Source organism: Streptacidiphilus rugosus AM-16 (assembly GCF_000744655.1).
Lineage (GTDB): Bacteria > Actinomycetota > Actinomycetes > Streptomycetales > Streptomycetaceae > Streptacidiphilus > Streptacidiphilus rugosus.
In genome coordinates, this window is record NZ_JQMJ01000004.1 from 5186310 (window position 1) to 5200960 (window position 14651).

The 14651-nt window shown below is 72.5% G+C and carries 12 protein-coding genes; 2 read left to right on the top strand and 10 right to left on the bottom strand.

The genetic code is table 11. The features are described 5' to 3' along the window. Window positions 1-51: 51 nt before the first annotated feature. From BS83_RS32825 to BS83_RS32855, 7 genes are all read right to left on the bottom strand, one after another. On the bottom strand, window positions 52-3864 hold the full coding sequence (locus tag BS83_RS32825; RefSeq protein ID WP_063774271.1) for a DUF4082 domain-containing protein: 3813 nt from the start codon (window positions 3862-3864) through the stop codon (window positions 52-54). A 139-nt stretch (window positions 3865-4003) separates the two neighbouring features. Continuing rightward, the gene (locus tag BS83_RS32830) at window positions 4004-5119 is read right to left on the bottom strand and encodes a DegT/DnrJ/EryC1/StrS family aminotransferase (RefSeq protein ID WP_037607070.1); all 1116 of its coding nucleotides are present in this window, start codon (window positions 5117-5119) and stop codon (window positions 4004-4006) included. A gap of 124 nt (window positions 5120-5243) precedes the next feature. Further along, window positions 5244-5954, bottom strand: a complete 711-nt coding sequence (locus BS83_RS32835; protein WP_051944458.1) for a NeuD/PglB/VioB family sugar acetyltransferase — start codon at window positions 5952-5954, stop codon at window positions 5244-5246. Then, window positions 5951-7120, bottom strand: coding sequence for a DegT/DnrJ/EryC1/StrS family aminotransferase (locus BS83_RS32840; RefSeq protein ID WP_198035358.1), 1170 nt, complete (start codon window positions 7118-7120; stop codon window positions 5951-5953). Before BS83_RS32840 ends, BS83_RS32835 begins: the two co-directional genes overlap by 4 nt. Continuing rightward, complete coding sequence (locus BS83_RS32845) at window positions 7117-8106, bottom strand: NAD-dependent epimerase/dehydratase family protein (protein ID WP_037607071.1); 990 nt, start codon at window positions 8104-8106, stop codon at window positions 7117-7119. The genes BS83_RS32840 and BS83_RS32845 overlap by 4 nt, the downstream gene beginning before the upstream one ends. A 49-nt stretch (window positions 8107-8155) precedes the next feature. Then, a complete protein-coding gene (locus BS83_RS32850) occupies window positions 8156-9250 on the bottom strand; it encodes a Gfo/Idh/MocA family protein (protein ID WP_051944459.1) in 1095 nt (364 codons plus the stop codon). Between the two features lie 61 nt (window positions 9251-9311). Further along, a complete protein-coding gene (locus BS83_RS32855) occupies window positions 9312-10754 on the bottom strand; it encodes an exopolysaccharide biosynthesis polyprenyl glycosylphosphotransferase (RefSeq protein WP_063774272.1) in 1443 nt (480 codons plus the stop codon). Window positions 10755-11072: 318 nt separating this feature from the next. Between BS83_RS32855 and BS83_RS32860 the strand changes: the two genes are divergently transcribed. Then, the gene (locus BS83_RS32860; RefSeq protein ID WP_232248571.1) at window positions 11073-11945 is read left to right on the top strand and encodes a glycosyltransferase; all 873 of its coding nucleotides are present in this window, start codon (window positions 11073-11075) and stop codon (window positions 11943-11945) included. A gap of 72 nt (window positions 11946-12017) precedes the next feature. Beyond that, on the top strand, window positions 12018-12620 hold the full coding sequence (locus BS83_RS32865) for an acyltransferase (RefSeq protein ID WP_037607072.1): 603 nt from the start codon (window positions 12018-12020) through the stop codon (window positions 12618-12620). 26 nt (window positions 12621-12646) lie between these two features. Here the strand turns inward: BS83_RS32865 and BS83_RS32870 are convergent, their stop codons facing one another. From BS83_RS32870 to BS83_RS32880, 3 genes are read right to left on the bottom strand one after another with little or no spacing between them, the layout of a single operon-like run. Continuing rightward, window positions 12647-13219: a dihydrofolate reductase family protein gene (locus tag BS83_RS32870; RefSeq protein ID WP_037607074.1), complete on the bottom strand. Its 573-nt coding sequence runs from the start codon at window positions 13217-13219 to the stop codon at window positions 12647-12649. A gap of 35 nt (window positions 13220-13254) precedes the next feature. Further along, on the bottom strand, window positions 13255-13998 hold the full coding sequence (locus BS83_RS32875) for an SRPBCC family protein (RefSeq protein ID WP_037607076.1): 744 nt from the start codon (window positions 13996-13998) through the stop codon (window positions 13255-13257). Further along, the gene (locus BS83_RS32880) at window positions 13995-14648 is read right to left on the bottom strand and encodes a winged helix-turn-helix domain-containing protein (protein ID WP_051944460.1); all 654 of its coding nucleotides are present in this window, start codon (window positions 14646-14648) and stop codon (window positions 13995-13997) included. The genes BS83_RS32875 and BS83_RS32880 overlap by 4 nt, the downstream gene beginning before the upstream one ends. Between the last annotated feature and the right edge of the window lie 3 nt (window positions 14649-14651).

Below are 14651 nucleotides of genomic sequence, written 5' to 3' on the forward strand. Positions count from 1 at the left end.
CCGCCGCCCGGTGGGTCGGAACGGACGGGATCATTCAGTGGTGCGGCGTGCTCAGATCAGGGTCCTGACCCCGACCGTGGGCTCCAGGCGTCCGGGGACCCAGCCAGGGAACCGGGCGAACGGCGGGAAGAACACCGAGTTGAGCCGCGGGTGGTGCGGCAGGTGCGGTCGCGGGTAACCGGTGCGCAGCAGCCAGGTGCGGGTGGCCACGGTGTGCCCGTGCCTGTCCTCGGCGGTCAGGGTGATCCGGTAGACGACTCCGTAGGCCAGCGGCGCGGCCGGACGGAGGCTCACCTTGTGGGTGGCCGGGTCGTAGCCGACGACGGCGGTGTAGCTGTCGTCGTCCGGCCAGTCGCCGACGGACGGAGTGGTGCTGATGTCCGCGTCGATGTGGGCCGGGTCCGTGGCCGCGGGCAGGGTCGCGGTGAGCGGGTGCGCCGCGTCCACGATCCGGTTCGGCCCGGTGGTCTTCGCTCCCCGGCCGGAGCCGGAGAGCGGGGCCGCCGAGAGCACCAGTCCGCTGGGCGAGGACGTCGGCAGTTTCGCCACCGCCGCCCCGACCGCCGTCCTGGCCGCCGCGCCCATGGTGGCGCTCGGCGAGAAGACCGGGCTGACCCAGTAGTTGGCGGATCCCGCGGAACCGCTGGGGAACGCGGAGGTGCTGCCGTAGGCGTAGACGCCGTTGGGAGCGCCGTTCGCGTCGGCGGGCGCGGTCAGCGGGTAGGCCAGGTGGGCGCCGGTGAAGTAGCTCTCGTTCACCGCGTAGTTGCCGTTGGGCGCGTGGTACGAGACCACGTAGGTGGTACCCGCGGTGATCGCGACCGGAGTGGTGAAGGTCAGCGTCTGCCAGCCCGTGGCGGACTCGTTGGTGAAGGTGCCGGTCGCCAGCAGGCTGCCCGAGGCGGACCAGAGGCTGCCGGTGTGGGTGCCGGTGTTGCCGGTCCCCTTGTAGAAGGTGACGCCGGTGACGTTGCCCACCACGGCGGCCTGGAAGCGGGCGCCCAGCTCAAGGGAGTTGGGGTCGGCGGTCACGTCCGTGGTGCCCGGCACGGTGGTCGACGGCCACAGGGCACAGGGACAGCTGGTGGCCGGCGGCGTCGAGCTGGTGGTGAAGGTCCAGCTGACCGGGGCGGCCATGGCGTTGCCCCACAGGTCCGAGACCTGGACCGAGGCCGTGTAGACCCTGTTCAGCGCGAGCTGCGTGGACGGCGTGAACGTCGCCACGTTGCCGGAGGTCACCGCGGCGGTGCCGGGGACGGCGGTGCCGCTCGGGTCCTTGACGGTGAAGGCCAGCGTGCTCTGGTCGATGCTCTCGTTGAACGTCGCCGACACCGGGCTGGTGATGGAGACGCCGGCCGCCCCTGAGGTGGGCGACTTCGCGGTCACCGAAGGCGGCGTGGTGCTGGCCGTCGAGGTGTCGAGCACCACGTCCACCCAGTAGTTGCTGCCGCTGGACGCCGTGGAGGGGAAGGCGCTGGTCGAGCCGTAGTGGTAGACGCCGTTGCCGCCCGAGGCGCCGCCGCTCTGCAGCGCGGTCAGCGGTGCGAGGCCCGCGGCCTGGCTGCTGAAGTAGCCGCCGTCGTACGAGTAGCCGCCGTTGGGTGCGAAGTAGGAGGCGACATAGGTGGTGTTGGCCTTGACCGGCACCGGCGAGGGGAAGTTCAGCTGCTGCCAGCCGGAGGCCGTCTCGTTGGTGAACGTCCCGGTAGCCAGCAGCTGGCCGCTCGCGGTCCACAGGTTGCCCAGGTGCGTGCCGGTGTTGGCGGTGGACTTGTAGAAGCGGACGCCGGTGACCGAACCGGGGGCGCTGGTCTGGAACTTCACGCCCAGTTCGAGCGCGCTGCCGTCGCCGCCGTTGACCGTTCCCGGCACCGCGCTGGCGGGCCAGACGGTGCACGGGCACTGCTGCGGCCCGACGGTGAGCGGCACGGAGGCGACCGCGCCGGTGTTGACGCTGTCGTCCTCGGCGCGGACCTGGATCTGCGCCGAACCCTGGGCGGTCGGCGTCCAGCTGTAGCTCCAGGACGTCAGCCCGGTGGCCTGGTTCCAGGTGGCGCCGCCGTCGGTGGAGACCTCGACGCGGGCGACGACGCCCCCGCCGTTGTCGGCCGCGGTGCCCGTGACCGTGATCGGCTTCAGCGCCGGCACGGTGCTGCCGGAGGACGGGCTGGTCACCGTGACGGTCGGGCCGACGGTGTCCGTCGAGGCTGCGGCGGCGACGAGGTTGCTCTGCAGCGTGACCGGCTGCAGACCCATGTCGGCCAGGATGTTGACGGTGGCCTGCTGCATCCGGGCGTCCTCGGTGACCGTGGGCGTGCCGGTGGTCGGCACGTTGGTCAGACCCCAGGACCACTGGACGGTGGCCGAGCCGAAGACGAGCGCGTGCGAGGTCGGGTCGCGGAACTCCACCAGGCTGTGCGTGGCCGTCCCGTTGCCGTAGTTGTTGCCCCAGTCCAGGCGCAGGGTGCCGTTGGTGACGTCGACCGTCGTCGAGGAGAGGTCGATCTCACCGCTGGGTCGTGAGGCGTCGGGCACGTCGCTGTCCCACTCGTAGCCGAGGGTCCCGGTCGGGAAGACGGCGGTCTGCGAGGGGGTGAGGTTGGCGACGGAGGTGTTCCGCCAGAGCCGCATCTTGGCGTAGGCGCCCGGCACGGTGATCGCGTCGCTGCGGTAGCCGTTGACCTGGAACAGGGAGCCGGTCAGCTGGTTCTCCGGCTGGTAGGGCTGGTTGTAGTTGGCGCTGGCCGGGTCCATCCAGGTGCCGGTCCAGGTGCCGCTCGGGTCCGCGACGCCGTCGGGGGTCGGGAACTCGAGCTTGGTCATCTTGTAGCTGACCATGGTCCGGTTCGGCGTGTTGGTCCCGTCGATGCTGGGCGCCAGGCGGGTCTTCCAGAAGACCTCGTTGCCGCTGAAGAACGCCTCGTTGACCCCGGCCTTGCGGGCGGCGAGGACGTTGTTCCACTGCGCCTGGTTCCAGTACTCGTCGTGCCCCGAGGACATGAAGACCTTGTGGTTGAGCAGCAGCGAACCGTTGGTGGACACGTCGAGCCCGGAGAGGTAGCTGACGTCGTAGCCGTTCCGCTCCAGCCACGAGATCATCTCGAACTCGGAGCCGTAGACGCCGTTGTCGCCGCCGATGTCCAGCGGACGGTTGTAGCTGACCTGGTAGGCGCGGCCGTCGGGCGCGGGCCCGTTGCCCTGGTAGAGGTTCTGGCCGCCCCACATGTTGTAGGCCTGCCAGGTCTGGTCGGAGGTCTGCACGACCAGACCCGAGTGGCTGGAGTCGTCACGGACCACGAACGGGTAGGGCATCAGGCCGTTGCCGTCGGACTGGTCGAAGTTCGCGATGTAGAGGCCGGAGACCGCGTCACTCGGCACCGTCCAGCTCGCGGTGACCGGCCAACTGCCGCAGTCCACCAGTCCGGTGCTGCTGACGGTCGCACAGGAGGCGGCCTTGGTCGTGTAGTTGGCCGAGTAGGTCTGCGCGGCCTGGGCGGCCGTGGACATCTCGCGGGCGCCGTCGCCGCCGTACCAGCCGAGCCGGTAGATCTCGACGTGGTAGGAGACCGGCGACTGGATCTTGAACTGGATGGTGGAGCCTGCGGTCACGCTCTCCTGTGTGGAGAACCCCTGGATGTCGCCCCAGGCGTTCGGGGAGAACCAGTCCGACATCGGCGTGCCGGTCTTGGAGTTCTCACAGGTGATCGGGTTGGAGCCGGTCCCGCACGGGTCGACCGCGTGCGCGGCGGAGCCGAGGGTGAGAGGCAGCAGCACACCTGCTATCAGCGCCAGGACGGCGAGCAGGCCGAGTCGGACACGGGATCGGACGGAGAGTTGTCGGTGGTTCGTGACGGTGCTTTTCATGGGTTCCCCGGGGGTACAGCAGTTCAGCTCGCGAAACACGGAACCGGCGTCAGGGCCCTGACGCCGTCCGCGGTGACGACGCCCTGCGGCGTCGCGTGACCAGTTCTCCTCGGTGGTGGTGCGGTGGTGCGTTCTCCCGTCAGCCCAGAGCGCCGGCCAGTGCGTCGACGACGCGCTGCTGCTGGTCGGCGGTGAGCTGCGGGTGGAGCGGCAGCGAGAGGATCTCCTCCGCCGCGCGCTCGGCCTCGGGGAAGGAGCCGCGTCCAAGGCCCAGGTGGGCGAAGGCGGCCGTGAGATGGACAGGAGTCGGGTAGTGGATGGCCGCGCCGATGCCGGCCGCGTTCAGCTTGCCGACCACGGCGTCACGGTCGGCGCCGGGGACCCGCACCACGTAGAGGTGCCAGACGTGCTCGTTGCCCTCGGCGACCTCCGGCAGCACCACCCGTCCGGCGGCCGCGAGCTCGCCCAGCAGCTCCCGGTAGCGGGCGGCGGCGTCCCTGCGCGCCTGGTTCCAGCCGCCGAGGCGGGCCAGCTTGGCCCGCAGCACGACGGCCTGGAGGCCGTCGAGCCGGCTGTTGAATCCGGCGATGTCGTGGCGGTACTTGGCCGCGCTGCCGTGGTTCGCCAGCAGGCGCACCCGCGCGGCGAGGTCGGGGTCGTCGGTGAGCACGGCGCCGGCGTCGCCGTAGGCGCCGAGGTTCTTGCCGGGGTAGAAGCTGGTCGCGGCGATCCCGCCGACGCCGGGCGTCCGCCCGTTCCGGCTCGCCCCCTGGCTCTGCGCCGCGTCCTCCACCACGCGCACCCCGTCCGGCAGCGCGGCGGCGAGCTCCGCGGCGGGCGCGAGCTGCCCGTACAGGTGCACCGGCACGACGGCCCGCGTGGCCGGACCGACGGCGGCGAGGGCCGCGTCCGGGTCGATCAGGAAGCTCTCCGGCAGGCAGTCCACCAGCACCGGCACCGCGCCGATCCGGGCGACGGCCCCGGCGGTCGCGATGAACGTGTTCGCGGGCAGCACCACCTCGTCGCCCACGGTGACGCCTGCGGCGCGCAGGGCGAGCTCCACCGCGTCGGTGCCGTTGGCGACGCCGACGCAGTGCGAGACCCCGCCGAACGCGGCGTACTCCCGCTCGAACGCGGCGACCTCCTCACCCCCGACGAACGCGGTGGCCGCGAGCACGCGGTCGAACCCGGCCCGGATCTCGTCGGCGACCTCGGCATGCGCCGCGCCGAGATCGACGAGGGGGATCTGCTCCATGGAACTGGACTCCTGACTTCTGAGAGGGACGTTGCCACTTCCTGGGGCACGTGGCGGTGGTTGATCAGCTGCGTGCGCGGTCGACCACTGACATGCGGACGGCCCGGCACGCTCGGTCCGCCACCTAGGTGGGTGGCTCGGCGCGCGGTTCCCCGCGCCCCAGGTCGTGCAGGTGCAGCTCCGCTCGAACACTTTCCGGCACAGGTCGGAGCTTCCTGGCCGGACTGCCGACCCAGATCTCCCCCGGCGGCAACGACTCCAGCAACATGGAGCCCAACCCCAGTTGGGACCAGGCCCCGACCATCACGCCCTCGCGGACCAGCGCTCCCGCGCCCACGTACGCGCCCGCGCCCACGTCCACGCCGCCGCCCAGGCGGACGCCCGACGCGAGCGTGGCGAAGTCGCCGACGACGTCGTCGTGCGTCAGCACGACCTGCGGCATGACGGCGACGTGCGCGCCCACCCGTACCGACGCCGTCAAGGCGCAGTGCGCCAGCAGGACCGAGCCGGGACCGACCCGCGCGCTGCCCGCCACCGCCGCCGTGGGGTGGACGACCGTGCCGTAGCGGTGCTCCGGCAGCCCCAGGCGGCGGACCAGGCGGGCCCGGCCCGCCCAGTCGCTCGGGTTGCCGACGCAGATCACCACCGGCGCGTCCGGATGCGCGTGGACCAGCTCGCTGCCGCCCAGAACCGGGACGCCGTCGACCTCGCCACCGTGGCGGGAGGGGTCGTCGTCCAGGTGGCCCAGGACCGCGTCGGGGCCGTACGCGTCGCGCGCGGCCTGCGCGGTCTCCCGCGCGAAGCCGCCCGCGCCGACGAGCAGCAGGCCCTTCACCGCCGCACCTCGCGGGCCAGCGCCGCGACCACGCGGTCCTGCTGCTGCTCCGTCATGGTGTGGAAGAGCGGCAGGATCAGCGAGTCGCGGGTGATCCGCTCGGTGACCGGCAGCTCCGCATGCGGGTGGCCCGCATAGGCGGGCTCCAGGTGCGAGGCCATGATGCCGCGCCGCGCCGAGATCCCGGCCTCGGCCAGTCCGGCCAGCACGGCGTCCCGGCCCTGCGGCCAGCCGTCCTGCGGCAGCACCCAGTAGGACTGGAAGGTCGTCGTCCCGTGAGCGGGGTCGCGGACCGGACGCAGCGCCGGCGCCGCCTCCGCCAGCAGCGCGTCGTAGCGCGCCGCCAGGGCCCTCCGCCGGGCCACCACCTCGTCGAGCCTGCCCAACTGGACCAGGCCGACGGCGGCCTGGATGTCGGTCATCCGGTAGTTGAAGCCGACCTCAAGGTACTGCTCCAGCACCGGCGTGCGGCTGGCGTGGCGCTGCGCGGCGGAGGCGTTCATGCCGTGCTCGCGCAGCCGCCGGAGCCTGGCGGCGACCTCGGCGTCGTCGGTGGTGACCATCCCGCCCTCGCCGGTGGTGATCACCTTGCGGGGGTGGAAGGACCAGGCCGCGAGCAGCGCGCCCGCGCCGACCGGGCCCCCGGCCACGGTCGCCCCGATCGCGCAGGCCGCGTCCTCGACGACCGCCGCGTCCCACTGGGCGCAGGCCTTCCGCACGCTCTCGACGTCGGCGGGCACGCCGCCCTGGTGCACCAGGACCACCGCGCGGGTGCGTTCGGTGCGCACGGCGGCGATCGTCTCCGCGGTCAGGTTGCCGGTGGCGAGGTCCACGTCGGCGAAGACCGGCTCAGCGCCCACGTAGCGCACCGCGTTCGCGGTGGCGATGAAGGACAGGGAGGGCACGACCACCTCGTCGCCGGGGCCGAGGCCCAGCGCGACCAGGCACAGGTGCAGCGCGGTCGTGCAGGAGCTGACGGCGACGCCGTGTCCCGCGCCGACCCGCTCCGCGAACGCCTGCTCGAAGGCGGCGACGCGCGGCCCCTGGGCGACCCAGCCGGAGCGGACCGCCTCGGCGGCGGCCTGCGCCTCCTCCTCGCCGAGCCACGGGATCATGACCGGTATCCGGTCCTCCCCCGCCTCCGCCGCCGGAGCGCCCGCGCTCATCGGCCCGCCTCCTGCGCGTCGGCCAGGCGCTCGGCCCGCCACCAGGAGACCAGGTCGGACAGGCCGGTGCGCAGGTCGATCTCGGCGCGGAAGCCGAGCCGCCGCGCGCTGTTCTCGACCTCCGCCAGGCGCCGGGTGACCCCGTTGACCGCGCGGGCCGGGCCGTGCACCGGCTCCAGGCCCTCCGCGCCCATCGCCTCCAGCAGGCCGAGGGCCAGCTCGCGCAGGCTGGTCTCGGAGCCGCTGGCGACGTTGAAGACCTCGTCGGTCAGCTCGGACTCCGCGGCCAGCAGGTTCGCCCTGGCGATGTCCCGCACGTCGACGAAGTCCATGGTCTGGGTGCCGTCGCCGAGGATCAGCGGGGGCTCGCCCGCCTCGATCCGCTCCATCCAGCGGATCAGCACCTCGGTGTAGAGGCCGTGGATGTCCATCCGCGGCCCGTAGACGTTGAAGTAGCGCAGCGCCACGTAGTCCAGCCCGTACATGGCGTGGAAACTGCGCAGCATCCCCTCGTTGAAGGCCTTGGCCGCCCCGTAGAAGGTGTCGTTGTTGTAGGGGTGGTGCCGTTCGGTGGTCGGGAAGGTCTCCGCGAGTCCGTAGACCGAGGCCGACGAGGAGGCGACGACCTTGCCGACGCCCGCCTGCGCGGCGGCCTCGACCACGTTGAAGGTGCCGTCGACCATGACCTCGTTGGCCAGCCGCGGCTCCTCCGCGCACTGGGTGATCCGGATGGCCGCGAGGTGGAAGACCAGCTCGGCCCCCTCGGTGACCTTGCGGACCAAGTCCGCGTCGCGGATGTCGCCCTCGACGACCTCCACCACGCCGCTCGGCAGGGCGGCGGCCAGGTTGGCCATCCGCCCGCGCACGAAGTTGTCGAGGACGGTGACCTTGCCCGCCCCCTCCTGCACCAGCAGGTCGACCAGGTTCGAGCCGATGGTGCCCGCTCCGCCCGTCACCAGGATCTGCTTGCCGCGTACGGTGCCCAAGTCGCTTTCCCTTGCTAGCTGATGAACGTAGGAACTACGGACGGAGCGGTCAGTGGCCGGTGCGCAGACCGACGACCGCTCCGTGGAAGGCGAGGCTGCGCGAGGCCGCCTCGAGGATGTCCAGCACCCGCAGCCCTGCCCGGCCGTCGGTGAGCGGCGGACGGCCGGTGGTGATGGCGTCGGCGAACTCCTCGACCATGGACCGCAGCGCCTCCCGCTCGGTCAGCGCCGGGGCGACCATGTCGCCGGTGCGGTAGGAGACGAGCATGTCCCGCCGCTCCTCCGCGCCGATCTCCTGCGGCGTGGCCAGGTCGACCCCGCGGTCGAAGAGGGCGATGCGCTGCGCCGGGTTGAGGTCGTCCCAGACCAGGGTCCGCTTGGCGCCGCCCACCATGGTGGTGCGGACCTTGGTCGGGGAGAGCCAGTTGACGTGCACGTGGGCGATGGCGCCGGTGCTCAGCTGGAGCGTCAGGTAGCCGATGCAGGCCTGGCCGGCGCCGATCGGGTCGGCGCCGTGGGCGGCGACGGCGACCGGCCGCACGTGCTCGGGCAGGATGAAGTCCAGGATGGACAGGTCGTGCGGGGCCAGGTCCCACAGCACGTCGACGTCCTTCTGCACCAGGCCGAGGTTGATCCGCACCGAGTCCACGTAGTGCAGCTCGCCCAGCTCGCCGCCCAGGACCAGTTCGCGGATCCTGGCCACCGCCGGGGTGTAGCAGTAGGTGTGGTCGCACATCAGGGTGAGCCCGCGCTCCTCGGCCTCCTCGACCAGCCGCAGCCCGTCGGCGTAGGTGGCCGCGAGCGGCTTCTCCACCAGCACGTGCTTGCCGGCGCGCAGCGCGGCCAGGGCGACGTCGAGGTGGGTGCCCGCCGGGGTGGCCACCGCCACGGCGTCGATCTCCGGGTCCGCCAGCACCTCGGCCAGGTCGTCGGTGGCCTGGACGGTGGAGTAGCCGCCCAGCACCCGCCGGGCCCGCTCCAGGTCCAGGTCGCACAGCCGACGCAGCCGGAACCGGTCGGAGGCCTGGAAATTGCGAACCAGGTTCGGCCCCCAGTAGCCGGCCCCGACCACGGCCACGCCGAGCGGTCCGTCCGGTCGCTCCCGCGTGCCCTCGGCCGCGTCCTGCTGCTCGCTCCGCGCCATCCGTGCGGTCCCCCTCGTCGGTGATGAACTCTGCGTGTGCCGCATCAGTGGTCCCCCGTCATCAGTACGCCCCGGTCCCGCGCACCACGGCCGGGCCCGTGCGCCGCAGGATGTCCGCGTCCAGCGCGACGGACCAGTTGTCCACGTAGGAGAGGTCCAGCCGGACGGCCTCCTCCCAGGGCAGGTCGGACCGGCCGCTGACCTGCCACAGACCGGTGAGTCCCGGCTTCACCAGCAGCCGCCGCCGCATCTCGTTGGTGTAGCCGTCCGCCTCCGCGGGCAGCGAGGGACGCGGGCCGACCAGCGACATGTGTCCCGCCACCACGTTGATCAGCTGCGGCAGTTCGTCGATCGAGTAGCGCCGCAGCACCGTGCCGACCCTGGTGATCCGCGGATCGGCCTTGATCTTGAACAGCAGCCCGTCGTCGTTCTGGTTGAGCTGCTCCAGCTTCGCCCTGCGCTGCTCCGCGTCCTGGTGCATGGTGCGGAACTTGTACATGGTGAAGTGGTTGCCGTACTGGCCCACCCGGCGCTGCCGGAACAGGGCGGGGCCCGCGCTGTCCATCCGCACCACCAGGGAGACGGCCAGCAGCAGCGGGGCCAGCGCGATCAGCATCACCGCGGCCAGCGACCGTTCGACGATCTCGGTGGGCAGCCTGGCGCCGCGGCCCAGCTGGGGCGCGCGGACGCCGATCAGCGCCATGCCGTCGGCCACCCGCACCGAGAGCCGCGACGCGGCCACGTCGGTGAGCAGGGGCGCGACCAGGAAGTCCGCCCCGGCCGCGGCGGCGCTCCAGGAGAGCCGCCGCATCTCGGCCGCGCCGATCTGCGGGCCGGGAACGACGACGACGGTGCCGCAGTCGGTGTCGTGCAGGGCGGTGGTCAGCTCGTGCAGCCCGCCCCACACCCGCGCCTCCCACGGGCCCAGCGCCGCGGCCTTCTCCGGGTCGGCCAAGCAGACGCCGGCCACGCTCAGGGCGCCGCCAGGCGCCGCCCCCAGCCGCGGCAGCAGTTGCAGCACGCCCTCGGCCGAGCCGACCACGACCGCGACCCGGTGCCGCCGCTCGGCGGCGAAACGCCGCAGCAGCCGGCGGCGCAGCAGCAGCCGCACCAGCACCGCGGCCAGCGCGACCGGGACCGCGGCCAGCATCATGGAGTGCAGGAACTCGTCGTCCCGCAGCACCATCCAGTAGCAGCTGACGGCGACGGCCGGCAGCGCCACGGCGCCGCGCAGCACCCGCCGGAACTCCTCGACCCCGGCGCCGAGCGTCTCGGTGTCGTAGGCCCGGTAGGCGCCCATGGCGAAGAGCCAGGCCGGCGGCAGGCCCAGGACCAGGGCCCAGTGCCGGTGCTGACCATGGATCAGCAGCCCTGCCGCCAGGGCGGCCATGGCGTCCGCGATCAGCAGGGTGCGCCGATAGGTGCGCAGCCTGCGTCTCCGTCGTGCGCTCCCGTGGGAGCGGTTGGTGTGTTGGTGCCCGTGCGTAATCGGTCCGACGATCATGCACCCCCCCGGGTTTCCGGCTACCGCCTCAGCCCGCGTCTGTCACATCCGAACTGGCCGAACTAGTCGATCTGTCGCCGTGCAAGAGGTCGTGCAAAAGTGGTGCCGAAGCCCGAACACGCCCTGCCGCATCGATGCAGAGGAGTCTCGGCGGTCCCCCACCCCCTGGGAGACCGGAAACGGTCAAGGACAGGTAAACCCCGCCTTTGCCGCCGCTCGCGCAGCAATCTAGACCATCGGGGAACAAGCGCGGGAAAGAATCCGATAGTTCACGATTCCGGTGGCGCAAGATCTGGCCATACTGCGGTGGTGACGTATGTGACTCGTGAAGACATCAGCCTGGTCATCCCCGCGCACAACGAGGAGCGAGTCATCGGCCGACTGCTCGACGCGCTGCTGGCCGACGGGCCCGACGGACTCGACATCGTCGTCGTCTGCAACGGCTGCAGCGACGGCACCGCCGAGGCGGCCCGCGGGCACGGCCCGGCCGTGCGCGTGGTGGAACTCGAGAAGCCTTCCAAGCACTGGGCGTTGAGAGCCGGGGACGAACACGCGCTGACCTTCCCCCGGCTCTACGTGGACGCCGACGTGGTCCTCTCCGGGGCCGACGCGCGGCGCGTGGCGGCGGCGCTGGACACCCCCGGCATCCTGGCCGCGGCCCCCGAGCGGGAGCTGCCGCTGGCCGCGAGCGACTGGCGGGTCCGGGCCTTCTACCGGGTCTGGCTGCGCCTGCCGACGGTTCGTCAGAGCCTGTTCGGTCGAGGGGTCCTGGCGGTGTCCGAAGCGGGCCATGCCAGGCTCGCCGCGCTGCCCGAGCTGATGGCCGATGACCTGGCCTTCTCTCTCGCGTTCAGGGCCGAGGAACGCCGGGTCGCGGAGGACGCCCACGTGGTCATCCAGCCTCCGCGCAGCTGGCCGGATCTGATGCGTCGTCGCATCAGGGCGATGACGTCCACCGCGCAACTGGAGCACCATCAGCGCAGCAACGGCGTGGCCGCCGAGGGCGACGCCGCAGGCCAGGCCCGCACCGGACTGGGCGACCTGCGCGCCCTGGTGCGGGCGGAGCCGCGGTTGCTGCCCTCGGTCGTGGTCTTCGCCGCCACGGCCGTCCTCGCCCGCCGCGCCGCGCGCCGCGCGGTCCGCGCGGGGGACTTCGACACCTGGCTGCGGGACGAGAGCAGTCGTTCCTGAGCCCACCCGATCCGCCCGACCCGCCCGACCGCTCCGACCCGTCCGCCCGCTCCGCGTTCGAGAGGCCCCTCCATGAGCGACTCCGTCAGTGTCCGCGCCACCGCCCAGGTCGACCCGTCCGCCGAGGTCGGCGACGGCACCACGGTCTGGGACCTGGCCCAGATCCGCGAGAAGGCCGTGCTCGGCCGCGAGTGCATCATCGGCCGAGGCGCCTACGTCGGTCCCGGCGTCCGACTGGGCGAGCGGGTCAAGCTGCAGAACCACGCGCTGGTCTACGAGCCGGCCGTGCTGGGCGACGGGGTCTTCGTCGGCCCGGCCGCGGTGCTGACCAACGACCACTTCCCCCGCTCCGTCACGCCGGAGGGCAAGCTCAAGCGCGGCGAGGACTGGGAGGCCGTGGCCGTGGTGGTCGAGGAGGGCGCGTCGCTCGGCGCGCGCTCGGTGTGCGTGGCCCCGGTCAGGGTCGGCCGCTGGGCGCTGGTCGCCGCGGGCGCGGTGGTCACCCGCGACGTGCCGCCCTTCGCCCTGGTGGCCGGGGTCCCGGCCCGCCGCATCGGTTGGGTGGGCCGGGCCGGCGCCAGGCTCGTCGCCGTCGAGGGGCACCCCGGGATCTGGGAGTGCCCCTCGACCGGCGCGCGCTACGAGGAGCGGGACGGGCTGCTGCGGGAGCGGTGACCGACCGGACTCCCCCGCCGGGTCCGTCAGCGGACGACGTCGAAGACGTTCTTCTGCAGGCCGTTGGAGTAGGTCTCGTGCTCGACCAGCTTCAGCTTCTGGGTGTCCTTGTCCGTGGTGCTGAACAGGCGCTTCCCCGCGCCGAGCAGCAACGGGTAGACCAGCAGGTGGTAACGGTCGATCAGACCGGCGTCCGAGAGGGCGTGGTTGAGCGAGGCGCTGCCGTGGACGATGATCGGGCCGCCCTCGGTCTCCTTGAGGGCGGCGACCTCGTCGACCGAACGCAGGATCGTGGTCTCGCCCCAGTCGGAGACCAGGTCGGCGTCGGTGAGCGTGGTGGAGACGACGTACTTGGGCAGCGTCCGGTACCGCGCGAACTCCGGCATGTCCGGCCACACCGGACTGAAGGCCTGGTAGCTGACCCGGCCCAGGAGGACGGCGGTCGCCTCCTCCTGCTCCCGCCCCTTGATCTCGAAGGCCTCGGGCACGAACTCGACCTCCTTGAAGGTCCAGCCGGAGTTGCGGTAGCCCGGCTCGCCGCCGGGGGCCTCCACCACGCCGTCGAGGGAGATGAAGGCGGTGCTGATCAGGGTGCGCATAGGGGTTCCTTCGTCGTGGGTCACAGCGGTGCGGGTCAGCCGAGCAGGCCGGTCAGCCACTGCTGCCAGGCGCTCTCGGCCAGGTCCGGGTCGGTGCCCGGCGCGAAGAGGTGGTGGGAGCCGAGCACGACGCCCGGTCCCTGGTGGAAGGTGCAGATCGCGTCGGCGGCACGGATCTCGAAGCGTTCGTCGTCGGCCCAGACGACCTCGCCGTCCAGGACCGGCAGCTCTGCGGGGCCGCCGTGCGCGCGGGCGCCCGTGGCGACCGGCGTCGGCAACGACAGACCGCGGACGAGCGCCGCCCGGACGTCCTGCGGCGACCGGTCACCGGTCGGCGCGAAGACGAACACCGGCGCGGCGGTGCGGCCGCGGAAGTGCGCCAGGTACTCGCGCAGGGTGTGCAGGTGGAACGGCCAGCCGCGGCGCAGCGCGTCGTACTCGTCCTGCCAGTCGTCGCCGAGCAGCCCGCTGTGGACCAGGCGGAGCACGGTGCTGCCGCCGTCACGCCCCTCGATCAGGTACTCGAAGGCCATGAACCGGCCGTCCTCGGCGGGCTCGGTGCGGATGGCGAAGCGCTTGCCCGGCTCGTAGCCGGTGATCAGCGCCTCGACCCGCTGCCCTCCGGTCTCCATGGCGGCGACCCCGCCGGTGCGGGGCTCGACCTGGTTGCGGCCCATGAACCAGGAGTCGATCCCCGGTCCGGTGGCGATCGCCTCCCAGACCTGTTCCGGGCTCGCCGGCAGGCTCGTCTCCAGCTCGATCTCGAACGGATGGGTCATCGTCGGTTCTCCTGTCCCGTCGGGGACTCCGGTGCTGTCGGGGGCTCAGGTGCTGTCGTTTCTCCGCCCGGCCTGCCGGGTATCTGGTGCAGCCCGACGACCAGCCGATGGCTGCGGCCCCCCGGGGCGGCCTCGTCGTGGTAGCGGCCGACCAGCTCGGCCACCGCCTCGGCCAACTCCTCGGCGAAGGCACCCCGGTCGCCGGCGGAGGCGAAGCGCACCTCCGCGTCGATGCCGAAGGTGGCCACGCGCCTCCCGGCTCTGGAGGCGCCGGACAGCAGCGCCCCCACCTCCTGGACCAGCCGGGAGCCGAGCGCCAGCAGCCAGCGGGCGGAGAGCTGGTCCGGCGCCCGGGAGGGATCCGGGCTCACGGCCGCCAGCGCGCTCGGCGAGATGACGTAGGAGGCGGCGGTGGCGCGGTACACCCGCTCGGTGACGTTGCCCTTGCGCCGCTCCTCGACGAGCTCGACGAGCGCATGCCGTTCGAGCTCCTTGAGGTGGTAGTTGACCTTCTGTCGCGGCAGCCCGAGCCGGGCGGCCAGCATGGCGGCCGACCCCGGCTCGGCCAGGGCGGCGAGGATCCGGGACCTGATCGGGTCCAGGGAGGCCTCGGCCGCGGCGGGTTCTTCGATCACGGCGACGTCGAGCATGTC